At 56.6% G+C, this 24,543-nt stretch carries 21 protein-coding genes and 1 pseudogene; 12 read left to right on the top strand and 10 right to left on the bottom strand.

Features of this window, described 5'->3' with window-relative positions:
- Window positions 1-67: 67 nt before the first annotated feature.
- The gene (gene mraY / locus JTM80_RS17160; RefSeq protein WP_172359059.1) at window positions 68-1,168 is read right to left on the bottom strand and encodes a phospho-N-acetylmuramoyl-pentapeptide-transferase; all 1,101 of its coding nucleotides are present in this window, start codon (window positions 1,166-1,168) and stop codon (window positions 68-70) included.
- A gap of 563 nt (window positions 1,169-1,731) precedes the next feature.
- Between mraY and JTM80_RS17155 the strand changes: the two genes are divergently transcribed.
- From JTM80_RS17155 to cobA, 3 genes are all read left to right on the top strand, one after another.
- Window positions 1,732-3,624 carry a Ycf66 family protein gene (locus tag JTM80_RS17155; RefSeq protein WP_205369917.1) on the top strand — a complete coding sequence of 631 codons (1,893 nt, stop codon included), beginning with the start codon at window positions 1,732-1,734 and terminating at the stop codon, window positions 3,622-3,624.
- A gap of 58 nt (window positions 3,625-3,682) precedes the next feature.
- Complete coding sequence (locus JTM80_RS17150; protein ID WP_172358121.1) at window positions 3,683-4,708, top strand: ABC transporter permease; 1,026 nt, start codon at window positions 3,683-3,685, stop codon at window positions 4,706-4,708.
- 444 nt (window positions 4,709-5,152) lie between these two features.
- Window positions 5,153-5,926, top strand: coding sequence for a uroporphyrinogen-III C-methyltransferase (gene cobA / locus JTM80_RS17145; protein ID WP_172358120.1), 774 nt, complete (start codon window positions 5,153-5,155; stop codon window positions 5,924-5,926).
- A gap of 14 nt (window positions 5,927-5,940) precedes the next feature.
- On the opposite strand, the gene JTM80_RS17140 is transcribed toward cobA, so the two are convergent.
- The 3 genes from JTM80_RS17140 to psaI form a co-directional block, all read right to left on the bottom strand.
- The gene (locus JTM80_RS17140; RefSeq protein WP_172358119.1) at window positions 5,941-6,093 is read right to left on the bottom strand and encodes a Uma2 family endonuclease; all 153 of its coding nucleotides are present in this window, start codon (window positions 6,091-6,093) and stop codon (window positions 5,941-5,943) included.
- Between the two features lie 181 nt (window positions 6,094-6,274).
- On the bottom strand, window positions 6,275-6,757 hold the full coding sequence (locus JTM80_RS17135; protein ID WP_172358118.1) for a photosystem I reaction center subunit XI: 483 nt from the start codon (window positions 6,755-6,757) through the stop codon (window positions 6,275-6,277).
- Between the two features lie 100 nt (window positions 6,758-6,857).
- A complete protein-coding gene (gene psaI / locus JTM80_RS17130; RefSeq protein WP_172358117.1) occupies window positions 6,858-6,962 on the bottom strand; it encodes a photosystem I reaction center subunit VIII in 105 nt (34 codons plus the stop codon).
- 382 nt (window positions 6,963-7,344) lie between these two features.
- On the opposite strand from psaI, the gene JTM80_RS17125 reads away from it, so the two are divergent.
- Window positions 7,345-9,966, top strand: a complete 2,622-nt coding sequence (locus JTM80_RS17125; RefSeq protein WP_205369914.1) for a hypothetical protein — start codon at window positions 7,345-7,347, stop codon at window positions 9,964-9,966.
- Window positions 9,967-10,019: 53 nt separating this feature from the next.
- On the opposite strand, the gene JTM80_RS17120 is transcribed toward JTM80_RS17125, so the two are convergent.
- Window positions 10,020-10,664 carry a hypothetical protein gene (locus tag JTM80_RS17120; RefSeq protein WP_172358115.1) on the bottom strand — a complete coding sequence of 215 codons (645 nt, stop codon included), beginning with the start codon at window positions 10,662-10,664 and terminating at the stop codon, window positions 10,020-10,022.
- Between the two features lie 388 nt (window positions 10,665-11,052).
- Between JTM80_RS17120 and JTM80_RS17115 the strand changes: the two genes are divergently transcribed.
- Window positions 11,053-11,268 carry a hypothetical protein gene (locus JTM80_RS17115; protein WP_205369913.1) on the top strand — a complete coding sequence of 72 codons (216 nt, stop codon included), beginning with the start codon at window positions 11,053-11,055 and terminating at the stop codon, window positions 11,266-11,268.
- A 563-nt stretch (window positions 11,269-11,831) separates the two neighbouring features.
- Window positions 11,832-12,365 carry a Uma2 family endonuclease gene (locus tag JTM80_RS17110; protein WP_255548797.1) on the top strand — a complete coding sequence of 178 codons (534 nt, stop codon included), beginning with the start codon at window positions 11,832-11,834 and terminating at the stop codon, window positions 12,363-12,365.
- A gap of 105 nt (window positions 12,366-12,470) precedes the next feature.
- Here the strand turns inward: JTM80_RS17110 and JTM80_RS17105 are convergent, their stop codons facing one another.
- A complete protein-coding gene (locus JTM80_RS17105; protein WP_290427086.1) occupies window positions 12,471-13,058 on the bottom strand; it encodes a CPBP family intramembrane glutamic endopeptidase in 588 nt (195 codons plus the stop codon).
- Window positions 13,059-13,396: 338 nt separating this feature from the next.
- Window positions 13,397-14,518 carry a DUF3326 domain-containing protein gene (locus tag JTM80_RS17100; protein WP_172358113.1) on the bottom strand — a complete coding sequence of 374 codons (1,122 nt, stop codon included), beginning with the start codon at window positions 14,516-14,518 and terminating at the stop codon, window positions 13,397-13,399.
- An 851-nt stretch (window positions 14,519-15,369) separates the two neighbouring features.
- Here JTM80_RS17100 and JTM80_RS17095 point away from each other — a divergent pair.
- Window positions 15,370-16,725: a S8 family peptidase gene (locus JTM80_RS17095; RefSeq protein ID WP_205369911.1), complete on the top strand. Its 1,356-nt coding sequence runs from the start codon at window positions 15,370-15,372 to the stop codon at window positions 16,723-16,725.
- A 156-nt stretch (window positions 16,726-16,881) separates the two neighbouring features.
- Window positions 16,882-17,943: an S-methyl-5-thioribose-1-phosphate isomerase gene (gene mtnA / locus JTM80_RS17090; RefSeq protein ID WP_172358111.1), complete on the top strand. Its 1,062-nt coding sequence runs from the start codon at window positions 16,882-16,884 to the stop codon at window positions 17,941-17,943.
- A 51-nt stretch (window positions 17,944-17,994) separates the two neighbouring features.
- Here mtnA and psb28 read toward each other — a convergent pair whose 3' ends face one another.
- Entirely contained in the window at window positions 17,995-18,375 is a 381-nt protein-coding gene (psb28, locus tag JTM80_RS17085; RefSeq protein ID WP_172358110.1) for a photosystem II reaction center protein Psb28, read from the bottom strand.
- Between the two features lie 208 nt (window positions 18,376-18,583).
- On the opposite strand from psb28, the gene JTM80_RS17080 reads away from it, so the two are divergent.
- Window positions 18,584-19,623 (top strand): ISKra4 family transposase gene (locus tag JTM80_RS17080; RefSeq protein ID WP_205369909.1). Its coding sequence is split into 2 segments (ribosomal slippage): window positions 18,584-18,716 and window positions 18,716-19,623, totalling 1,041 coding nucleotides; the frame shifts between segments, so codons are not numbered across the junction.
- Here the strand turns inward: JTM80_RS17080 and JTM80_RS17075 are convergent.
- Together JTM80_RS17075 and JTM80_RS17070 are read right to left on the bottom strand one after the other, a co-directional pair.
- Window positions 19,601-20,353 carry a hypothetical protein gene (locus JTM80_RS17075; RefSeq protein ID WP_205369908.1) on the bottom strand — a complete coding sequence of 251 codons (753 nt, stop codon included), beginning with the start codon at window positions 20,351-20,353 and terminating at the stop codon, window positions 19,601-19,603. The two genes, JTM80_RS17080 and JTM80_RS17075, sit on opposite strands and share 23 nt — an antisense overlap.
- Before the next feature lie 281 nt (window positions 20,354-20,634).
- Window positions 20,635-21,696: pseudogene (locus tag JTM80_RS17070) on the bottom strand (ISKra4 family transposase).
- A 616-nt stretch (window positions 21,697-22,312) separates the two neighbouring features.
- Here JTM80_RS17070 and JTM80_RS17065 point away from each other — a divergent pair.
- From JTM80_RS17065 to lpxD, 3 genes are read left to right on the top strand one after another with little or no spacing between them, the layout of a single operon-like run.
- Entirely contained in the window at window positions 22,313-22,573 is a 261-nt protein-coding gene (locus tag JTM80_RS17065; protein ID WP_172358108.1) for a sulfiredoxin, read from the top strand.
- A gap of 31 nt (window positions 22,574-22,604) precedes the next feature.
- Entirely contained in the window at window positions 22,605-23,354 is a 750-nt protein-coding gene (grpE, locus tag JTM80_RS17060) for a nucleotide exchange factor GrpE (protein ID WP_205369907.1), read from the top strand.
- A gap of 36 nt (window positions 23,355-23,390) precedes the next feature.
- Window positions 23,391-24,440, top strand: a complete 1,050-nt coding sequence (gene lpxD / locus JTM80_RS17055) for a UDP-3-O-(3-hydroxymyristoyl)glucosamine N-acyltransferase (RefSeq protein WP_205369906.1) — start codon at window positions 23,391-23,393, stop codon at window positions 24,438-24,440.
- Window positions 24,441-24,543: the final 103 nt, after the last annotated feature.

The following is a 24,543-nucleotide window of genomic DNA, read 5'->3' as shown; positions in this document are numbered from 1 at the left end:
TCCAAGGCTTTTTTTGTTGCGTTCGCTACCATTCTTTACAGGAAGCGCCAGAGCTTTAGCCCTAGCCTTAGCCCTGAAACAGCGACAAGCAAACTAGAACCAGCAGCACGCCAATTAGATAGAATCGCCCAACCACCTGAGTTTCTGACCAGCCCGCCAGTTCCAGATGATGATGCAGCGGAGCCATTTTGAAGAGACGCTTGCCGATACCGTTCTCGTCTTTAGTGGCTTTGTAATAGCCGACCTGAGCAATGACGGACAACGTTTCGACCAGGAAGATACCGCTCAGAATTAGTAGGCCAAAGAGCGACTGGCTGACAATCGCCGCAGCCGCCAGCGCTCCACCCAGCGCCAGGGAACCCGTATCGCCCATGAACACACGGGCGGGGTTGTGGTTGTGTACCAAAAAGCCCAGGTAGCTGCCGCCCATCGCCGCACAGAAAACGGCTAGCTCAGGGTGAGCCGGGGCAACGAGTGCCGCCAGACCAAGCAGGGCGATCGCCCCTGTGCCCCCCGCCAGCCCGTCCAGCCCATCGGTCAGATTGGTGGCGTTGCTCTCGGCCACCAGCACAAACCACGACACCAGCCAGAACAGCGCCCCAAGTGGTAGCGCCAGTCCAAAGGGCAGCAGCACCGTGGTCATACCTGGAAACGAGTGGCTAAAAGCCCAGAGGCAAAATAGCCCCCCAAAGCCGAGTTGCAGCGCCAGCTTCGTGCGGGGAGAAATACCCTTATTCGACTTGCGGCGGAGGATCTGCCAGTCGTCAAGCCAGCCAATAAATCCGTAAGCAAGGGTCAACCCCGCAACCGCTACCACGGTCGGGTGAAACCCGGAGAGCAGCAGGGCGATCGCCACGCCAACAGGAACAACGAAAATGCCGCCCATCGTCGGAGTGCCTGCCTTCTTCAGGTGCGCTTGGGGGCCATCCTCGCGAATCACCTGGCCCGCTTTCCATGCGCGGAGTTGTGGCACGGCCGCATAGCCCAACGCTCCGACCCCCGCCGCAGACAGGGCAAAGGGCAACGTCAGACTAGCCGCTTGCCAGGGCGATCGCCCCGCAGCAACATCCAGCGCCGCCATCAGACAGACCAGAATCGCGGATAACGTCAGGAGCAAGGTGCGCCCCGTTACTGAAATTGACCGACCTGGAGAAATCTTTGCATCCACAGTTTGCGCCTTCACTCCTCACCACAGCCTCTTCTTGCTACTCAAACCCTCAAAACCTGGACTCAGAAGCCAAGGCGACCTACTTTCGCCTAGAAACTACCGAAACGTTTCGAGAACTTAAACCCCAGAAGAGTTATTTAATTCTGGATTACTCAGCGTAATGCCTAAAGCACGATTTGAGCCAAAAATCTAGAAGCTGATATCAAACTTCAAACTCAAACCCGACGAATCCAGAAATCGTAAGCAAACGTCACACCACAAATAATACAGACGGGCAGGCTTTTTTCCACCCTTCATTCGGAAATTTACATTAGTTTACGGCGATCGCGCGTCATTTGAGTCACACATTTGAAAAATAAGCCTTAAAAATGAGCCTGAAAAATTAAGCTCGAAAAATCAGCCCAAAGAAATCGTCCGAGTTGCGCGAGAACCCAGGCTGGGCAGAAATCAGAAAGACCGGCGGTTCAAAAAGCGCGTGGCTCCGGCCCAGAGAACCCGAATCTCGCACAGGTTCCAATCTCACGCAAAATATAGAAGTAGTCCTCAAACGGGAGGCAGAAACAATGTCCCACATTTTGGCGCTAGTCGTTGCCCTGGGCAGCTTTGGGCTGTATATGTCGGCGTTTTTTCTGCCGGAGGTCTACCGCAAAAACGACTTTGTCTGGAGCGGCGTGGGCATGTTCTATGCCCTGGTGCTGTGGGTGTGCGCGGGTCGCATCACGGGCGGCGTGCTGCTGGGACAGATGGCCAGCGTCGCCCTGCTGGGCTGGATGGGCTGGCAGTTGATCGAATCGCGGCGACTGCTTACACCCTACGACCAGCAAACGCGGTTGCCCGGATCATCGCGCAACTTGGGCGATTTGCTAAAACTGGCAGCCGAGGAACTGCCGGGCCGCCTCCAGACCCAGTTCAAGGCTTTGCCGCAGCAAGCATCGGGCTGGATGAGTCAGGTGACGAGTCGTGTCGGCAAATCACCCAAGCTGGCGGGCAAACCCGCGCGATCGCTCCCCAAAGCCAGCCCCAAAACCGTTCCACCCCAGCCCGCGCCTGCTGATGCGTCCAGCGATACCCCTGCGCTCGCTACCCCAGCCGCTGCCAGAACTCGACAACCTCGCCCCCCAGCCAAAACCACCCCTGCGGCCGCTGCCCCCAGCGTTACACCAACTATGCCTGAGGAATCGCCGACCCCATCCGTCGAAGGGGCTGAGCCGCCAGACCAAGCCGTTTCATCGACCGCCCCGCCTACAAAGTCGGAGGCAGCACCAGCCGTATCTGATCCCCTCGCTCCTGCCCCATCCACCGTCCCATTGACTGCCCCATCGACTATCCCATCGACCGCCATCGCTGCATCCGATCCTGCATCCGATGCTGAACTTGGGAGGACTCTGGAACAGGTCGCTGCTGACGAAACCTCGGAGCCAGCAGCGTGGGCAGAACTGGCCACAGACTCAACAGACTCAACAAACTCGGCTTCTCCAGACGCATTCCGGCCTGCGACCGAGGACTCGTTTACGCTGGACGAGGTGCTAGTAGAGCTAGCGACCGGGGAAATGTCGGGCGAAATGTCTGTTAACGTGCCTGCCGATCGCAGCCCTACTGATACCCCTATTCCCTTCTCGGCTGCGCCCGAAGTGCGGGTTGAGCGGCAGCCAGAGACGTTTGAACTGGAGCCTGATGCGCGAACCATGCAGCCCAGTTCTCTAGCACCTCTGCCAGATTCACCAGATTCAGGTCTATCAGATCCATCAGATTTATCTGATGTTCGGGCTAATGTGCAGCCTGACGTGCGGACTGATTTGCGGACTGATTTGCGGACTGATGTACAGCCTGAAAACTCTCAGACTGAGAATCAGCCCCAGCCTCAGATTCAGGACTTGATTGAATCCGCCGATGGGTTATTCGAGTTGGCAACGGAGCCTGAATCTGGTTCGTCGCGTCTGGATGCGCCTGTGGAGGAATTGCCTATGGAGGAATTGCCTATAGAGGAATTGTTGGATGCGCCGCGATCGCTCGATGTGCAGCCGCTGCCTGCTCAGCCCGAAGACGCAGCCTGGGAGTTTGACTGGGAACTGCCGTCACTAGACTCGCCGGGGTCAGGCTCTCCAGCGCCAGATCTGCCAGCGCCGGATTTGCCAGCGCCAAATCTGCAAGACTCAGATTTGCAAAACTGGACAGACGAGGCCGGGGCGATCGCCCAAAACTGGCAGGACGAGTTCGACGACGACTTCAGCGACGATTTTGACCCCGAACCGGAAAATGCTGGGGAAAATGCGGTAATTGTCTCCATTGAGCGCCTTGATTTATCGCCAGCGCTGGCAGACCCCATCGAGCAGCGACCCAACGAAGCAGCGGCTATTTCCCACGCCAACGCTGCCGAAACGACCGAGGATCTAGAACCCGCAAAATCAGAACCGTCCTTTGCAGATGAAGACCCCGATGACGATTTGCTGATATAAAGATATCTCGCTATCCCGCCTCAATTATTCCCAGCCCAACTCGAACCCCCGATTCTGAATGTCCCGTTCCTCCGCCCTCCGCACCTACGTCCTCTCGCGCCTGCTGCTGGCTCCGCTGATGCTGCTCACCATCACGACGCTGGTGTTTCTGCTGCTGCGGGCCACACCCGGCGACCCGGTGGACGCAATCCTGGGGGCACGGGCACCGGACGAGGTGAAAGAAGCCATGCGAACCCGACTGGGGCTAAACGACCCGCTCTGGCTGCAATACGTGAACTATTTGGGGAGTCTGCTGCGGCTGGATCTGGGCACCTCGCTGACCACGCAGGGGCAACCCGTCTGGCAGATTATCCAGCAGCATTTTCCCGCCACGGTAGAGCTAACCGTATGCAGCATGGTGGTTTCGGCGCTGGTGGGAATTGCCATTGGGGCGCTGGCCGCGTCGCGCCCCAACTCTCCGCTGGATGCGGGCGGGCGGCTCTTTGGCATCCTCACCTACGCGGTGCCGATGTACTGGTTTGGGATGCTGCTGCAATTGCTGTTTGCAGTGCAGTTGCGTTGGTTTCCCATCGGCACGCGCTTTCCACTGGCAGCGACCCCGCCGCCGCGCATCACGGGGCTATACCTGTTCGACAGTTTGCTAGAGGGAAATCTGGGGCACTTCTTCACCACGATTTATTATCTGACGCTGCCCAGCCTGACGCTGGGGATCTTGCTCAGTGGCGTGTTTGAGCGGATCGTGCGGGTCAACCTGAAGCAGACGCTGCGGTCGGATTATGTCGAGGCGGCGCGGGCGCGGGGTGTGCCAGAAGTGCGAATCGTTACAGCACATGCGCTCAAAAATGCCATGATTCCTGTGATCACGGTGTTGGGGCTGATGGTGGCCTCGCTGCTGGGCGGCGCAATCCTCACGGAGGTGACCTTTTCCTGGCCGGGGCTGGCAAATCGGCTCTACCAAGCGATCGAATTTCGGGACTATCCCGTCGTGCAGGGAATTATGGTGTTTTTTGGAGTGATTGTGGCGATCGCCTCCATCCTGATCGATATCTTCAACGCCTGGGTCGATCCGCGCATTCGATATTGATGATTCGATATTGATGAATTGATGATTGATGAATTGATGATTGATGCAAATTGATCCGAACGGTATTGAGCCAAACGGCTAAGAGGGTGTTTGAAAAGGTATCGCCTGTAATGTTAAGCACTCAGAGATCCCCCCTAGCCCCCCTTAAAAAGGGGGGAAACCGCCTTAAAGTCCCCCTTTTTAAGGGGGATTTAGGGGGATCTTACACGCTTTGCTACAAACAGTAGGACTTTTCAAACATCCTCTAAATCGAATCCAACCGACGGTCTACTATCAAAAAATGTATCAAAAGGTACGGAATGCACCCTGTGCATGGTAAAGCGATGATTCCCGCATGGCGCTTCTCTGTTCGCCAAAGACAGACGATACACTGACGGAAACAGGAGTCAGGTCGCTTACGCCAACCCTCCAACCCCTCATTCACTCATTTCCTTTCTTTCTTCTATGCAAACTCCCCTCGGCAAAGTCTACCTAGTTGGCGCGGGCCCCGGCGATCCGGGCTTGTTTACCCTGAAGGGCAAGACCCTGCTGGAACATGCAGACGTGGTGGTGTATGACGCGCTGGTGAGTCCGCAGATTTTGGCGATGATCAACCCGAAGGCGGAGCAGATCAACGCAGGCAAGCGGCGCGGGCGGCATTCGCTGGTGCAGGAAGAAACGACTCGCCTGCTAATTGCAAAGGCACAGACCCACGCGATTGTGGTGCGACTGAAGGGCGGCGACCCGTTTGTGTTTGGGCGGGGCGGCGAGGAAATGGAGGATTTGGTAAATGCGGGTGTGCCTGTGGAGGTGGTTCCGGGGGTGACATCGGGAATTGCCGCGCCGGCCTATGCTGGAATTCCGCTGACCCACCGCAGCTACAGTTCCTCTGTTACCTTCGTCACGGGGCACGAGTCGGCGGGCAAATATCGCCCAGAGGTAAACTGGCGGGCGATCGCCCAGGGCAGCGAAACCATCGTCGTCTATATGGGCGTTCACAACCTGCCGCACATCGTCGCAGAACTCCAGGCTGGCGGACTCTCCCTCCACACGCCTATCGCCCTCGTCCGCTGGGGCACGCGCCCCGACCAGGAAGAACTGCTGGGCACGCTGGGCACGATCGCCCAACAGGTCGAAGAAACCGGCTTCGAGGCTCCGGCGATCGCCGTCATCGGCAACGTCGTCCAGCTTCACAGCGTCCTGGCGGGCTGCCGACCTGCGATTTACCCAGCAATCTGATGCACCCATGCTTTTTACCCCATCTGTTGTAGAAACAACTGAGTGATCGGAATCCTAATATCTGGAAAAGCGAGGGGGGCGATCGCCGCATTCCCTGGTTGCGTGTTCAATTGCCGATAGTCGTCTGGAGTTGGCTCCCGAAACACCAGCACTTCGCGGCGATGCACATCCAGAATCCAGTAGAACTTTCTAACGCAAAAGGGGGTGCGGATACCGATCCACGCCCCCTCTGAAAATTTTAGGTAGAGGTTTAGTCAAAGAATCCCAGGAAAGGCCAAGCCGATTGCAGGCTTAACACACGGGTTCGCGCAGATTCAAACCAGAACCAAACGCCTAACCCCCAACCCTCTAGCCTGCCAGGTTGCCAAACGTTTCAAACACGCCCGACTTGAACACCTGGAACACGAGATAGGCGAAGGCTGCGCCGCCGATGCCGCCCACCAGGAAACTGCCTGCAAACTCGCTCCAGCCCTCAGACGTAGAGAGAGCTTCCGGCGGGTTGGGCGTGGTCACCGTGGCGATCGGCTTCTTCACGCCAGCGCTGCTGTAGAGCGACAGGCATACCGTCAGAATCACCACCAGAATCACGGCTTCGATCAGCCCCACCAGATCGCCCACGCCAGAGTTGCGGAACTGGCTGGTGTAAGCAAAGGGGCCAAAGAGCAAGTAGCCATGCGCCATGCCCACCTCTAGCCCGCGACGCTGAGCCGACAGCCCAGGACGATAAGCAGGCAGGTTATTAATCAGCGCTTTGGTAAAGCCGGAGGAATTGATCGGAGTTGCTAGGTTGCCGATCTGGGGATCGCCAGCGGGCTGCACTACGTCTGTCATGTTCGAGAATCTCCAAGAAATTTGTAACGGTTCGTTGCGATATCTGAGAATGAGGAGAAGAAAACCTCAGATAGGATCGGGCAAAGTCGGGCAGAGTGAATTACTCGTCACGCTCGATGTAGATGAACAAAAGCGCCATCGTCACAGCGGGAAACACCCAACCAATAATGGGAACAAAGATGGAAGGCAAATAAGAAGCTGCCATATCAAATTTCCTATCGGGAACTACAAGCGGTTCAGAACCGAATGTACTGCGAATTGTGCTGCAATGTCGAAACGCTAAGAATTTTTAACAAAATCTGCTCAAGTCAGGCTGGTGGTTCCACTTCTGTAGTAATTCGATACACTAAAACCGTGTATTGGACTGTGTATTTGTGTAATTAAAGAAGCACGGTGATCATCCAGCTTGGGCGAGTGCTGAAGACATCTCGAAACATTTGTTTCAGCACATGTTTCAGCAAATCTGTTTCAGCCTGTTTTTCAGGGCGTGATGCTGGACTGAGTGCCGACCGAAAGCTGACCGAAAGCTGACCGAAAGCTGACCGAAATTAGTATTTTGCGTTTCCCAGTCCTGGCAAGAGGTTCTGATGGCGTTTTGGGAATTTCTGATTCAGCAGGAGGGCGATCGCTCTTGGTTGCCCCTAGAGTCTCCCGATGTGGAGGTTCTAGAAGGGCGCTATCGGGTCGTGGCCCGCTCCAGCCGGGTAAATACACCCGTCGAAATTTCTATTATCCAGACCATCACCACCGAGCATCCGCCCCGACGGCGCGTACAAAAGCGGATGGGGCAGACCAATCCTGACGGGCTGCTGGTGGTGTTGCCCTTTACTCGGCTGGAGCCGGGGGCATGGGAGTTGCGCTGCGTTGGCGATCTCATGTCTGACTTGGTGGGTGAGGGCTGGGGCTATGGGGTCAAGCTCCAGGTCTTGAGCCATGAGATGGAGGCAGACGGAGACGATGACCTGTCGCCGACGGACTGGCAAAGCCGCATTGCAGTGACCGATCAGGTGGCAGATTCAGCCCCAGATCGAGCGGATGAGCCTTTGGAGCCTGAAAGACTGCCAGAAGCCCAAAGTTTCGCCCAAGGTTTCCTGGAGCTAGAGGATCTGGGCGATCGCCCCCTAGCCTCACCTCCGATCGAACCCGCCATTACCGAGCCAGTCATCGAGCCAGCCGTTACCGAACCCGCCATTACCGAGCCAGTTTCGGCAGCAGACGACTTTCTAGCAGCATTAGAGGCGATCGAGACGGAACCCCCCGAAGCGTCTGAATCTGGGGCAACGGTAGCCGAGGCTGAGGCGGAAGACTTACCAGACGCTGGTGCGGCAGCAGGTGCAGAAGTTTCACACCGTCCAACCGAGCCGTCGGAACTTGACCCGACTCTGGCGGCAGCGATCCTCTCCCCCGCCGACCTGCCGCCGCTGCGCCTGGTGCTACAGCCCGACCACTATGCCGCGCAGTGGGGCAGTGCGCTGCGGATCACTGGCCAGGTGGTCGCCGCGACTCCCGACTGGGCCGAAGGCTCCCGACCAGAGCTTCCCGCCCTGTCTCTGGATCTGATCCTGCGCGATCCGCAAAGCGGCGAACCGCTGGTGCAAGTCAGGCATCACTTGCCAGATGGAACCCTGCCCTGCCCCATAGACTGCGCGATCGACATTCCCGATGTAGACACCACCCGGCTGATGCTGGGCGAAGCAACGCTGTCCGCGCCTCAAGGAGAACAGCAGGAGCCATTTTTGCTGGCGGCCCAGAGCTTCACGGTGACGGCGGCGCTGGATGATTTGCTGGAGGCGATCGCCAACGATTTTCCAGGCGACCTCACCTCGCCGTTTGTCGATGAAGAAGACCTAGATCTGTCCTTGCTCAACTTGGTGGATGGCACACCCGTCTCCGCCGCGCCATTGCCAGAAGTCCGTCCAGCAGGCGATCAGGTGTTACCGCCGCAGATCTTTCAGCCAGCAGCGGCCGCCGATGCGCCGACCGCCAAGCCTGTGGAGCTACCGCCCTGGGGCAACCCGCTGCCTGGCTTTGAAAACGGCATGAGCCTCTGGCAGTTGGCAGCCGCCGTTTCGACTGGGCAAACCCCCGTCACTCGCCTCGACAGCAGCGCCCCGCCGCCCGATCCATCCCAAACGGACGAAATCCAATCGACAGCGGATCAAACCGAGGGCGAATTGACCCATCGCCTGCTTCCCGACGATCAAGCAGCATGGGTTGAGGAGGTTGCAAATTTTGCGGACTCCGACGCGGCAGCTCCAGAATCGCCTCCCCCGCCCCTCGCCGCAGCAGACGATGCCGATCTTTCGATTTACCTGACTCACGTCAATCGCGCCAGTCGCTCAAAGCCGCCCGTCGAAATCCCCCCGGACGAACCCAGAGCCGCTGTCCGAGAAGTGTCCCCAGCAGCAGCCGACCCTTTGGAGGCAGGCAGTTCCGAAACTGCAAACCTGGAAGCCACAGTTTCAGAGCCGCAGCCCGACCAGACGCAGCCGACTCCGGCGATCGCCGATTCGGCAGATACCCCGCTGGAGTGGAACCACGAAGCATTCTCTCTGGGGCAGCCTGCGCCCTTGCCCAACGGCACACCCCGCTTTTTGTCGCCGGAGGATCGGGCCTTTCAGGCGTTGAACTTGCAGCGTCGCTTTTTGTCTCGGCTGACGGCGCTGGCGACCGATCGAGAGCTGGGGACGCTGATGCAGCCGGGTTCGCCGCCGCTGGGACGTGACCTGGACTTGACCACGGACGAAATCGTGGTGGAAGATGCGCCCCTGCCGCCGCCCCAGCGCTCCAGCCTGTATCGCCCCGAACACGCACCAGAGCTGCCGCCCGTGGTGTTGCCTGCGGAAGAGCCTGTGCCCTCACCTGTGATGGACGTGCCTCAGGGCGAACTCACCTCTGGCCAGCGTATTGAAATTGGTATTGCCTTACCCGATCTGGAGCCGCGCTTTTACATCAAGCTGTGGCTGCGCGATCGCCAATCTCGCACGATTTTGGACGGGCCGCGCTGGGTGATGAACTTTGCACCCGATGGCCAGGGCTACCAGATTGCCTACACCCAAGTCACGGTGCCCTTTGGCTGCGTGGAAACGCAATTCGAGGCAATCGCCGTCGAAATGTCTACCCAGCGCGAGAGCCGCAAGGTCGTCCAGTCGCGCCGGGTGGTGCCGCCTGACCTACCCCAGCTTGATTTGAACGATCTGGGCATTTAATCAGGGCGTTTGATTAACCCACGAATCAACTTATTAGGAATTTAGGAATCAACTTATAGACCGACTCGGATTGATCCGGCATGACAATCCCGAAGCCACAGTCGAATCGCCTGCGCGACCACACCTTCGCTGCCGTCGCGGGGCGGGCTGGCGGGCTGCCGCTGGGGATAGCCACCCACACTCGACAGCACACCTGCCAGGTGCCACTGGTTTGCCTGCTGCGTTAGAAAAACCCAGTAAAATCCCTGGAGTCGGGTATAGCCGCCGTAGCCGTACTGCCGCTCTAGCGTGGTGAAAAAGACCTGCTGGGGTTGGTCGTCGGGGGCGATCGCCTGATATTCTGCCAGCCCCAGTGCTTCCAGATTTGCAGGCAGGGGGCGATAGTCGGGCGGCCCCGCCAGCAGCACGTAGCTGGGCGGCAGGTCGGTGGCGCGGCTCCGGGAGCGCGATCGCGCAATAACGCGATTGGCATAGCTGGGCAAATCACGCAGCAGCAGCGGCATCAAGGACTCGATCGTGTCGGGACAGCGGGTTTGCGGCACGCGCCGGGATGGCTCGCGAGAACGCTGGGCGATATGGATTGGCTCCGTCGGGTGCAGGAGCGTTCCCCCGCTGCCTGCCAGATCGAAACCCCTGGCGGCAGATGGCGTGATGACTATCGGCGCAAACAGGGCGATCGCCCACCATCCATTCCCCATAGCGTTCTACAACCTGCCCCAAGAAAGCCAAACAAGTCAGCCTCAGGCCCTTAGAGGATGTTTGAAAAGTCCTACTGTTTGTAGCAAAGCGTGCAAGATCCCCCTAAATCCCCCTTAAAAAGGGGGACTTTAAGGCGGTTTCCCCCCTTTTCAAGGGGGGCTAGGGGGGATCTCTGAGTGCTTAACATTACAGGCGATACCTTTTCAAACACCCCCTTGAGGCCTCCAGCCCATTCTCCCTAACAAGCCGAAAACCGAGTCCTTCCCGATTCCCAACGCTACTCTGCTGCATAGATTACACTTCATTGCGATTCGCAAACTGTGTAAACCCATCATGCTACGGTCGATACTGTTAATTAAACACATGTATTTGAGATATCGCAGGCACATGAAGGAGAACATTCTAATTTCTTCGACTGAATCCATCGCCGCTCCCGTCCTGAGGGAAGACTTCAGCGAATACGTTGCACATCTTCAACTTCACATGGCCCTGCACGCCCGTAAGCTGGTTCCCAACCTAAACAGCACCGATGGTAGCCGTCAGCAGCTGTTGCACCAGACGCAGGCCGACTTCGAGAAGTTTGTGTCTCGCCAAGGTCTGTAGGCTGGCAATCTGGAGTCAGCGTTGATTTAAGCGCTTTTCTTTCAGGAGGCGCTGCTTGCACAGAGTCTCTATACTCTCTATACAGAGTCTCTACTTAGTCTCCACTCAATCGACCCGGATGCCCACCGCTCCAGTCGATAGGTCGTAATCGGCTCCCACCACCTTGAGTTGTCCCGCTCTCACCGCTTGGGATATGCTCACTGCCTAGAGTATGACGGGAGATTGGGTCAGCCGCCGAGTTTGTAGCCGGACGTTTGCTTTCACCGCGCAGGTGAGGCGATCGCCCGGCTTTTGCATGTAAACTGCACATAAACCAATGGCAGCTTTGCCTGGGAAACTTGTAGATCTTTTAGGACTTACGCAGTTGGACAATTTCTCTCGGGCGCAGCTCGCGAGAAATTGTCCAAAATCCAGGAAGTATATCGCAAGTGCGTAAGTCCTGACCTTTGTAGATTTCAGGAATCAGGTCAGGAGAAAATCGGTGGTTCAAATTTCAAATAAATTTAGCTCGACTTCATGCAGACGAATTTATTGCACAGTGTGGCGATCGGGATTCCTATGAGTTGATTGATGGAGAGCTAATTGATTTGGAGCCAACAGGGTTACATAAACAGGGGATTGGCTTTATCGCTCGGAAACTCAGTGTTGAAATTGACCAACTAAACTTGCCCTATGTGATTCCCCATCGTTGCCTGATCTGCATCTCTGACAGCACAGCGTTTTGCCCAGATGTAATTGTTCTTGATCAGACGCAGTTGGTCCATGAACTGCTGTGGCGGCATCAAGCAGTAATTACATCAGGTGTGGCAATTAAGCTGATTGCTGAAGTAGTGAGTACAAACTGGCAAAATGACTATGCTCGGAAGACTGAAGACTACGCGCTACTGGGAGTGCCTGAGGATTGGATTGCGGATTACCTGGGGTTGGGAGGTCGAGATTATATCGGAATTCCCAAGCAGCCAACGATCACCATTGGTCAACTAGAGGGCGATCGCTATCAAAAGCGCTTATTTCATCAAGATGACGACTTAAGCTCAACCATTTTCCCAAATCTGCGGCTCCGGGCAAGCGCGATCTTTTCTGCTGGGAAGGGCTAGGGAACGTGCAAGGGGAACTCAAAGACTACCAAAACTTGCAAAAGGCGCTCTAGAAACTCCGTAAACAAGAAACTCCATAAACAGAAACTAAAGTTGAGACTGCCCCTAACCGCTGACCTCTAGCTGCTTCAGCTTCCAGGTGCCGCTAGAAATTAGATTCGTCACGATATGCGCCACAATCGGCACCAGCAGGTTGCCCGTCAGCAGCGCACTAGCCCCCAGCGCCGCGCCCACCACTGTTGCCCAAACTACATAGGCCCACTGTTGCGACCCGCTGTAGTGCAACACGCCGAAGCACAGGCTGCTGACTAGCACACCAAACCAATTTAGCCCGATGGCGGGCAGCATCACGCCGCGAAACAGCAGCTCCTCACTCAGCCCCGGCAGCAGCCCCAGCCAGATTAGGTCAACCCAGGTCAGCGGCTTGATGACCAGCGCCAGGTAGGTGTCTGCACTGGTGCGATAGGCCGGCCAGAGGCGATAGGCTCCCTCACTGGCCAGGCTAATACCCAGTGCCAGCGCCACCCCAAGCCCTACCGCAGACGGACGAACGCTGACGGGCAGCATGTCCACCGTGTCAAACGCCAGCCAAAACCGGGACGCAATCAGCAGCACCAGCGCCGTAATGCCCATTGCCGTTAGCACCTGGGTGCGATCGAGCGGTTCGAGTTGGGGTTGGGTGGGGGTGGGCACGGTGCTGAAGGGCTAGGGTGCTGAAGGACTAGGGGTTCAAGGGTTGGGGTTTTGGAGGGTAAGGTTTACCCAGGGGCTTGTGATCATTCCGTTGCGCTTGATCATACTATTCAATTCGCACTATCCAATTCGCACTATCCAATTCTCAATGGGCAACTTTGCCGATCGCCCTCACCCTCAATCCCTCTCCCAGAGCGGGAGGGGGACTTCAAGCCTCTCTTGCTCCCCTGCTCCCAGGTCGAGAGAAGGGTTTGGAGGATGAGGGCAGATTGAAAGTTGCACATCCCGTATCCAATTCTTTCTATCACTCCATCCCGTCTGCCTGCTGCCTAATTCTCTCAGGCTAGCATTTTGGGGAGGTTTGCTGTGAGGGATTCTAGGCTGGCGGAAGGGGCGATCGCCCGCAAAGTCTCCACCGTTGGCGATAGAGCAGCGGGGTTGAGGCCAGCGCGGTGGGCGACCAGCACGCCGAGGGCTTCCAGATAAGACTGGACGGCGATCGCCCGAATGCCCATTGCCTTAGCAGGAGCCTGCATCCGCGTGGTGTTGTCCGCCACGGTGATGATTTGGGTGTGGGTTTGCCCCAGGCTGAGGACAGCACTGCCGCCGCAAGCCGTGGCAGGAATCACCAGCGCATCAACCTGATCGGCCCAGATGTCCTGGCTCAGTGGGTTCTGATTCGTCTGGCAAACAAACTGCGGGGCGCGGCTGAGGCCGACCAGCACGCAGGGAAGAAACGTGTGTCCCAATTCCTCAGCAGCAGACTTGGGAGAAAGCGTCGGATCGAGGGGCAGCGGCGACAGGGCGGGCGCGTGGGCGCAGGGAACTTGGAAGGTTCGGACGACGAGATGACTAATGACGGCTTCGGCTCCGGCCAGAGGATCGACTCCTTGCCCGTGGCGATAGTCCTGCAAGGCATTGCTGCCCTCGTCGTCGGGAAAGCGGGCCACAACGGCGATCGCCTCTGCTCTGACCTGCGTAATCAGCGTTTCTACCCCGCGCAGCAGGCTATCGGGATGTTGCAGCGTGCCCCAGGTTGCGCCGGAAGCTGCCGTTTGCAGGCTCACACCCAGCGGCGCATCCGTCACGACATACTCCGTCAGGCTCAGCCCTAGGGTTGCCCGCGCTGCGTCTGCCGCCTGCAAGTGTCGCCAGCGTAGTTCCGGCTCGATGCCCGCATCCAGCAACAGCCCCACTCGGTTCTGGCGCACCGGCCGCAGCCCCCACTGTCCGGCGGCAAACTGATCCAGCCCATAGCCTTCTACGTACAGCGCGTTGGGCAGCGGCCAATACAACTGTGCCCCGTTCAGCACGTTGGGATGAGTAATCAGCCGATCGGCCACCTGGGCGATCGCCCTTGCCACGGGCAGCGCATCCCCCGCATAGCCGCCGATTGCTGCGCCCACCCCCGTCGGCACAATCAGCATTACGGTATAAGGGCGATCGCACGTTGGGTTCATAGGAATCAGGTTTTGAGGATTAGGATTCGGGGAGTAAGGCTCCACAGTAGCCACAGTAGAAACTGATTATAAATCAGGGTGCATCTGTATCCAGAGGGGACTCCAAGTAACTCGGATTGCGGTTTTTAAGGATTATCCAGAAGTCCATCTGCTCAGGTTGCTGAAGATTCTGGATGGTCGGGCGTTGGCTGAAAGACGGCAATCGCCCAGCGCATTTTGGTACAACGGTCTGGCGTAGAGCTTTGCATTGCTCTGCATCAACTTTGCGTCAGTTTTGTGTCAACAGTTTTGTGTCAACTCTGCATTGGTTTTGCATACGTCTTGCTGCGTCTGAATTATGTCTGTTTGTGCAGCCTAAGCTGCGACCCGGATAATTTTAATTCAGATGGATATTAGTAATGCCAGACCTTACTTACGCTTCATTGCCCGATACCTTAAGTGCTGACTTGCCCGGCCTGTCTTCAGGCTTTCACTTGTCTGGACTAGCAGGCACAACCGATGGCTTCAGTCGCCTCGGCAGCCAAGCATACCCGCAGCAGACTGCCTTCAGTGCCAGATACGATCAGGATACGTTCAAAAACTTATCCGATATTGATTCAATCTCAGGTTCAAGAAGCCGTTCGTTATCGTTTAATTTATCCATATCGAGTTCAAGTATTTGGGATAGTTCTCGGTTTGCATCCGGCTCTCTCTTCAGCGGATCTTTTAACGGACAGGAGGGGGGCGATCGCCCGTCTTTCGCGAATTCCCAACCCGGCCAGCGCCATACCTCAAAGTCAGACGCGCTCACGGGACTCGCAGACGATGAAAGCCTAGTCGCCACAGCCACCCGAAACCGCAGATCGGGCGGCGTGAATGCTCAGCAAACCATCCACGAATCGCTTTCACGCTGGGATGCCCGCAACCCCACTCGCCCCAATACTTACAAAGATGACTACAGGCTGCAAAGCACAACGGGCGGACAGGTACAGCTAGACCTGACCTCTGGCGCGTTTGATGCGTACTTGCAAATCGTCGATAGCCGCACGGGTAGGGTCATCGCCGCAAACGATGACGGGGGCGGCGGCACAAACGCCCGCCTGACGCTCAATCTGCAAGCAGGGGTTGGCTATATCGTCCGCGTGACCAGCTATTGGGCCAATGAAACGGGGAACTACTCGCTGACGCTGAGTACGCCCAATGCTCAGCCCCCCGCCAACGGGTTCAACAGCACCTATGGCTATGGCCTGGTCAATGCCGCAGCGGCCGTCGCGCAGTCGATCGGTCGCACGCCGTATACCCCAGTGGCAGACGCAGGCCATAGCTGGAGCAATAACCTGGTGAATGCGCCAGAGGTCTGGGCACAGGGCTACACCGGACGCAACGTGGTGGTGGCTGTGGTGGATACGGGCGTGGACTATACCCACAGCGACCTGGATGCCAACATCTGGCGCAACACGCGGGAAATTCCGGGCAACGGTATCGATGATGACGGCAATGGCTTTGTGGACGATGTGCGCGGCTGGAACTTTGCCAACGGCAACAACAATCCGATGGACGTGAACGGGCACGGCACCCACGTTGCCGGGACGATTGCCGCAGAGAACAACGGCACAGGCATTACCGGAGTTGCCTACAATGCCCAGATTATGCCTGTGAAGGTGCTGGGAGACGACGGATCGGGCACAAACCTGAGCGTGGCGCGGGGGATTCGCTATGCGGCCGACAACGGGGCAAACGTGATTAACCTGAGCCTGGGCGGTGGCTATAGCAGCGACATTGAGTCGGCGATCGCCCATGCCGTTTCCAGAGGGGCGATCGTGGTTATGGCGGCAGGCAACGAAGGCGCAGCCCGCCCCAGCAACCCGGCCAGCCTTGCGATTCAGTATGGTGTCTCCGTCGGGGCAATCGACAGCAGCGGCAACCTGGCATCCTTCTCCAATCGCGCCGGAACCGATAGCCGAATGCAGCATGTTGTAGCCCCAGGGGTGAATATTCTCTCGACTCGTCCGGGCGGTCGCTATCAATCCCTGAACGGCACGTCGATGGCTACCCCCCACGTCGCGGGTGTGGTCGCCCTGATGCGTCAGGCAAACCCCAGCCTGACCGATGCCCAGGTGCGCCAAATCCTGACCAGCAGCGCCATCCGCGCCAGCAGCAGCTTGTCCAGCCCGGTCGATCCTGCGTCTCTGACGCTGACGCTTGTACCCCGGCGATCGCGCCGCTAGGGAATTCCAGAACCGGGGGCCTGCGCTCCTGGTTCGTTTTGGAAAATGTTCCTGAATTCTGTGGGCTACGCCCAGACGGTCTGGCCTCTGGCGTTTCGGCCCACTGGGGGGTTAATTTAGGACAAAGCTAGACCTCTACCCCCCTGACCCTGTCCTATGAACCTCCCAACCTCGCAGGTCTATCCTGTGATTTGGCAAGACGACCATGTTTGGCTGATTGACCAAAACCGACTGCCGACTGAATATGACCTGGTGCAGATTAGCCGCTGTGATGACATGGCGATCGCCATTAAAACCATGATCGTGCGCGGGGCCCCCGCAATCGGCGTGGCGGCTGCCTACGGGATGTATCTGGGAGCCAGAGAAATCGAGACGGGCGATCGCGATCAGTTTTTGCGCGAGTTAGAGTCTGTGGCGATGAAGCTGCGGGCTACCCGGCCCACCGCCGTTAACCTGTTTTGGGCCACAGAGCGGATGCTGAAGGTGGCACGGCAGACCATCGGCCCGGTGGACTATCTCAAAACAGCGCTATTGCAAACGGCGCAGGCAATCCAGACCGAAGACCTGGAAACCTGTCGGGCGATCGGCGACCACGGACTAGCCGCCCTGCCTACCACGCCCCACAAGCTGCGCCTGCTGACCCACTGCAACGCCGGGGCCCTGGCCACCGCAGGTTACGGCACGGCCCTGGGGGTCGTGCGCTCCGTGTGGCGAGAAGATCGGCTGGAGCGGCTCTATGCCGACGAAACACGCCCCCGCCTGCAAGGGGCCCGCCTCACTGCCTGGGAATGCGTGCAGGAAGGTATCCCCACTACGCTGATCACCGACAGCATGGCGGCGCACTGTATGCAGCGCGGGCTGGTGGATGCCGTCGTGGTGGGCGCAGACCGCATCACCGCCAATGGCGACACCGCCAACAAAATCGGCACCTACAGTCTGGCGCTGGTGTCTCGCGCCCACAATATTCCCTTCTATGTCGCTGCGCCGCTCTCCACGGTGGACTTCAGCCTCAGCGACGGTGGCAAAATCCCCATCGAGGAGCGCGACCCCATCGAGATCTATCAAATCGGCGAAACTATTATCGCGCCGGAGGGCTTGGACTACTACAATCCTTCGTTTGATGTCACGCCTGCGGAGCTAATTACGGGCATCATCACCGAATATGGCGTGGTGAAACCTGCGGACTTAGTGGGTCTGCAAGCTAAGCAAGTGAGCTAATTCACGCAGCCCTTTTGTATCAAAAGGAATCCAGGGAGGATCGCCGCCCAGCTAGTTTTCGCGGTTAGTCTCTTTGCCCTGATATTCCATGCCGTTCGCTTCGGCATAGCGATTCATAAACCGCATAAACCGCGCCCAATGTTCCTCGCGGACTAGCTCAAAGCGGCATTCCACCCGCTTTAGCTCGTCGCCCTCGTCGCCGCCAAAGATAAACTTTATGCTGTCGGGTTCGATCTCGATGCGGCCTTCTTCATCTGTCAGGCAGAGGGCTTTATTAAAGCGGTTAGTGAAGCTCTGGAACCGCTCGATAGACTTGAGCTGCTCGAACGTCATCACGACAAACTGAGCGCCTGTCGTGCGATCGCGCCTCAGGCTCACGCCGCTCAGGTCTTCGGGAATGCCTTCAAAAAATTCAATCGTTGGTAGGGTCATGAGGGATTGGGGATTGGAGATTGGGGAATTTGGCGCAGAACATCCAGCAACTTGCCCGCCTCACAAGCTCCCATTTCTATCATCAACCATCCCATTGGGAAAAGCATCCGTCTGGGAGCATCCCACTTTCGCGAAAACAGTGCGAAGGGTGAGAATGGGAGGGTAGCCCCAGGGATGACTCACCAGGACACCTGAAGACCAAAAGCGATTGGAAACTTGTACAGCAGAGATCGCCGAGATTTTGTATCGCAATAGCAACCGAGAGGGGCTCGATAGTCTAGAAGGCATCGAGCAGACTGTACGACGGCAAATGCTAGAGGAGGTGAGCCCTCGAGTTGCCCTTTTTTTGTCAACCAGAAAGCCTACCCCGCCCGAGGCCGGGTTCGCCGATTGAAGAGTTTGGTAGGGGTCCTTGAGATTCGTCAAAGTCAGGCAGAACGGTTAGGCGTAAAGGCTTACAGCCGTCTCAGTGGTGGCCTAGAGAAAGCCAACCTACGCTTAAGTGCCAACGAATCGTTTCAAGATGCAGAGGATGACATCGTAGCCCTGACCGGGATGCGGGTCGGGCACTCGACCCAACAACGTCTGGTGGGGCGTCAGTCGTTCGAGTCTGCCGAGGCTAAACAAGGCGTCAGTGAGGTCAGCATTGATGGCGGCAAAGTCCGTCTGCGTGACCTGCTAGAGTCCGATAGCCCGTGGCGAGACTACAAAGCGGTGCGGGTGGAGGGGATTTATTACAACGCCTTCTTCCAAGACAATGACAGCTTGATTGATTATCTCAGCGCTCAACGCTTGCTCTCCCCACTGGTCTGTCTGGGCGATGGTCACGCTGGGGTGTGGAATCTGTTTGCTCAACTCACTACCGTTGAGACCCGTTGGGAAATCCTCGATTGGTACCATCTCAAAGAAAACCTCTACAAAGTCGGTGGGTCGCTCAAGCGCTTAGCAGCGGCGGAAATGCTGTTATGGCAAGGTCAAGTGGAAGCCGCCAGGGCCCTCTTTGCCGACTGTCGGCGCAAGCAAGCCCGCAATTTTGAAGCCTATCTGAGCACCCATCGCTCTCGCATCGTGAATTATGGGTTCTACCAGGCTGAGCAACTCTGTTCTATTGGATCAGGAGCCGTAGAATCGGCTGTCAAACAGATTGGGCGACGCCTCCAAATTTCGGGTGCTCGCTGGAATACGGCCTCCGTTAATGCCATGTTGAGTCTGCGCTGTGCCTACCTCAATGGACAGCTCGCCAGTTGACTGTTTCATCGAAAGTGGGATGCTCCTCAAAGCAAAGGCTGATTTTTGCATGATTGAGCAACCTCGAATGGAGCATCACATGCTCGCCTCGGTCAAGCAGATCAGGCTTGGAAAAGGTGGAATACAAATAAAAGCGATCGCTCTCTGCTCCTCCAAATCGCGCATGAAGCTGTCGATGGATCGCTTCATTTCGCCGACCATAGCTCAAGATATCAATCCAGCGATGCTGCCGATTGAGTTCCACCCTCAACGTATTTGTCGCAAGCGGCAAGTACATCGCATTAATGCCGTGCGTCTCTCTCACAGAATCAGCCATATCCTGACTGATTGTAAACAGATAGTCCAGGCAAGAAATGGCGGCAGGATTGAGGTGATTTGCGCTAAACCCATCCAACAGGTAACCAATTCTGACATCAAACCGTTTCAGCAGAGGGCCGAGCGTATGCATCGACAGTAGGAACTGCGACCCAAGCCCTACAATAAGCAATACATTTATCCCAGAATCCAAACTGGGCAACTGCTCTAACTCATACCAGGAGCGAAACAGGCGATGCCGATATCGTCGAGTAAAAGACACATAGCGATCGGAAACTTTCAGCGAACCCAGCCGAATTGACTGGTTATGAGTGGGGTAGAGAAAGACAGGCTTAAAAACACTGGATAGAACTTCTTCTAGATTCTGACTGACTGACCAACCTACATGTTGATTATCAGGAGAATTTTCAGACAAGACGTAGAGATTCAGCCCCATATACAGCAACAGCTAAGAGTTTTAGAAGATAGAAATCAAGATATTGTTAGCCCGAAGAATACCAATACGACATCGCTGTAAAACGTTGCCTTACTATCTACAGCCACAATCTACAGCCACAATCTACAGCCACAATACGAAGGCCTATCAGCTATTAATAAAGCGAAAAACATTAACTAAATAAAGCCAACAGAGAAATATTAGGTTACATTCGAGAGCCTTGTTCTCAAGTTAGGAGCATCCCACTTTCGATGAAACAGTCAACTGGCGAGCTGTCCATTGAGGTAGGCACAGCGCAGACTCAACATGGCATTAACGGAGGCCGTATTCCAGCGAGCACCCGAAATTTGGAGGCGTCGCCCAATCTGTTTGACAGCCGATTCTACGGCTCCTGATCCAATAGAACAGAGTTGCTCAGCCTGGTAGAACCCATAATTCACGATGCGAGAGCGATGGGTGCTCAGATAGGCTTCAAAATTGCGGGCTTGCTTGCGCCGACAGTCGGCAAAGAGGGCCCTGGCGGCTTCCACTTGACCTTGCCATAACAGCATTTCCGCCGCTGCTAAGCGCTTGAGCGACCCACCGACTTTGTAGAGGTTTTCTTTGAGATGGTACCAATCGAGGATTTCCCAACGGGTCTCAACGGTAGTGAGTTGAGCAAACAGATTCCACACCCCAGCGTGACCATCGCCCAGACAGACCAGTGGGGAGAGCAAGCGTTGAGCGCTGAGATAATCAATCAAGCTGTCATTGTCTTGGAAGAAGGCGTTGTAATAAATCCCCTCCACCCGCACCGCTTTGTAGTCTCGCCACGGGCTATCGGACTCTAGCAGGTCACGCAGACGGACTTTGCCGCCATCAATGCTGACCTCACTGACGCCTTGTTTAGCCTCGGCAGACTCGAACGACTGACGCCCCACCAGACGTTGTTGGGTCGAGTGCCCGACCCGCATCCCGGTCAGGGCTACGATGTCATCCTCTGCATCTTGAAACGATTCGTTGGCACTTAAGCGTAGGTTGGCTTTCTCTAGGCCACCACTGAGACGGCTGTAAGCCTTTACGCCTAACCGTTCTGCCTGACTTTGACGAATCTCAAGGACCTACCAAACTCTTCAATCGGCGAACCCGGCCTCGGGCGGGGTAGGCTTTCTGGTTGACAAAAAAAGGGCAACTCGAGGGCTCACCTCCTCTAGCATTTGCCGTCGTACAGTCTGCTCGATGCCTTCTAGACTATCGAGCCCCTCTCGGTTGCTATTGCGATACAAAATCTCGGCGATCTCTGCTGTACAAGCTTCCAATCGCTTTTGGTCTTCAGGTGTCATGGTGAGTCATCCCTGGGGCTACCCTCCCATTCTCACCCTTCGCACTGTTTTCGCGAAAGTGGGATGCTCCCTCTCAAGTTTTTATATTGCTAGCATAATTTACAATATTTTCATCAGAAACGCGGTTCCTGCAGCGCTACTTACGCAGAAAAATCATGAAGAATCCGTGAAGAAGTATTAAGAGCTAATTTATGAAGCAAATCTTAAGAAGCCTGAAACTCTTGGCATGTGTGGCTTTGAGGTCATGTTTGCCCAGGAAAAGAGGTTTCTCGGAAATCCTTGATTAACAAGGCTTTCAGGCTCCTTTACAAATTAGCTCTAAAAAAGTCCGAAAAACACCTAAGCAAGCCGCAAAGCCCCGTCTAGCGAGTTTCCAGGGCGATTGCTTGCAAGTCATACTCGTTATGAGTATGCTTAAGAGAAGCAGGCTGCTGGCTGACTGCCTGACACATCTCCTAAAATCCTTGAAACTACGTTACGTACTTCCCCCACTTGAGGCACTTGTGTCAGGCAGCCAAGGCTGCTGGTGCAGATGCAGCCTCACCAGACCTGCCTTGCACAAACTACATTGCACAAACTGCACTGCACACGACGTTCCACCACCCTTTTCACTGCCATGAGAATCGAAGCAATCCCCATTCGCTTAATCCAGCGACCGCTCTTTCGCCAAAATGACCAAGAAAAAGTCCGGGCGCTGATGGAATCCATCCAAGAAATTGGACTCCAGGAGCCGATTGACGTACTAGAAGTAGACGGGCAATATTACGGATTTTCAGGCTGCCACCGTTTTGAGGCCTGTTCGCGCCTGGGACATGAGACGATTTTATGCAAGGTGCGGCGGGCCTCTCCGTCGATTCTTAAGATGCACTTGGCATAGCGTCTGGCTCACCGCGTGTTTGGCTCACCGCATGGCTTCGTCTAAAGATTCGTTTCCCTATACGCCGCAGTTGCGATCGCTCATGCAGCAGGCTGGCATCCCCAGCTTTGCCGCCCTAGCTCAGCAAGCAGGCGTGTCCACCTGGCAAATCGACCAAATGCGGCGCGGTAGCGTGCTAAAGCTGCGCGTGGGAGCGATCGCCCGACTCAGCCACGCCTTAGACACCTCGATTAGCAACCTGATTGCCACCTTTTCGGGTTCTTCGCCCGTCGCACGTCCAGACCTACAGTCCACTTCAAAAGCTGCTCGATCCGAATCGCCTACGACCCTGCAAAATACGACTCTGCAAAATACGACTCTGCAAAATACGACTCTGCAAAAAGAGTATGAGCGGTTGCAGCGCCAGGTCGAACAGCAGACCGCCGAAGCCGTCCAGTCCTGCCAGCGGGCCGCGCTGTTGCAGCTAGAGCCGTTGCTCGAAAAACTGCCCGTCTTCCTGAATGTGATTGAGCAAAACCCCGACTTTCCAGCTCGGCAACTCGTGCCCCACTTGCGCCCGCTTGAGCGACTGCTCACCGATTGGGACGTGACCACCATTGCGCCGATTGGCAGCGAAGCAGGCTATGACCCCCAAAAGCACGAGCTGATGGAGGCTTCCAGGACAGCAGTGCAACCGGGCGATCGCATTCGGGTGCGCTTTGCTGGATACTATTGGGGCGATCGCTTGCTGTTTCGAGCCAAAGTCAGCCCGGTGCAGCCCAACGATGCCCACCCTTCATAGATCCACCCCTAAGAGTCTGTCGAAGAGACTGTCAAAATGCGCTTTAGCGAAATTGTCTACCAGCTTGGCAAGCCAGGTCACACCCTGGATAGCAGCCTCCCCCAGCAGCCCGACCTTGACCCAGAGATCAGCGCGATCGCTCCCATCGAATCGGCCCCCAGCGGCACCCTCAGCTACATCGAAGGCGGTAAATTTGCCAAGCAGGTCGCCACCACCGCCGCCAGCGCCCTGATCTTGCCCCAGGATGCCGCCCTGCAACAGGCCGCCAGCGATCGCTCCATCGCCTGGGTCGCCACCCCCAACCCGCGCCTCCTCTTTGCCCAGGCGATCGCCCTGTTTTACCAACCCTTTCAGCCCGCCCCCGGCATTCACCCCAGCGCCATCATCGACCCCACCACCACCCTCGGCAAGCATATCTCCATCGGCGCAAATGTGGTGATCCAGACAGGCTGCGTCCTTGGCGACCACGTTTGCATCCATCCCAACGTCGTGCTGTATCCCGGCGTTTCCGTGGGCGATCGCACCATCCTCCATGCCAACTGCACCCTCCACGAGCGCACCCAAATCGGCGCAGATTGCGTCATCCACAGCGGCGCAGTCATCGGTTCCGAAGGCTTCGGTTTCGTCCCCACCCGCGACGGCTGGCTCAAGATGGAGCAATCCGGCCGCACCGTCCTCGAAGACGGCGTAGAAATCGGTTGCAACAGTGCCGTCGATCGCCCCGCCGTCGGCGAAACCCGCATCCGCCGCAACACCAAGATCGACAATCTCGTCCAGATCGGTCACGGCTGCACCATTGGCGAAGCCTGCGCGATCGCCGCTCAAACAGGCATGGCCGGCGGCAGCAGCCTGGGCGATCGCGTCATCGTTGGCGGACAGGTCGGCATCAATAACCAAATACACATCGGCAACTTCAGCCAAATTGCCGGGAAATCCATGATCCACGCCGATATTCCGCCCAACAGCATCATCATGGGCGCACCCGCCATGCCCGCCACCGAATTTCGCCGCATCGCCGCCGCCTGGAAACGCCTCCCCGACATGCAGCGCACCCTGCGGCAGGTGCAAAAACATTTGGGATTGTAAGCAAGGTTTAATGAGGTTTAATCTAGACGCAGAAACCAGACAAACGCCCAATCCATCCTCCGTAGCGCTGCGAATAAAATCGCTGAAAGCTGCCCAAAAGCTT

Source organism: Thermoleptolyngbya sp. PKUAC-SCTB121 (genome assembly GCF_016919485.1).
In the GTDB taxonomy this organism is placed as follows: Bacteria; Cyanobacteriota; Cyanobacteriia; order Elainellales; family Elainellaceae; genus Thermoleptolyngbya; species Thermoleptolyngbya sichuanensis.
This window is presented reverse-complemented; position numbering and strand designations above follow the sequence as displayed.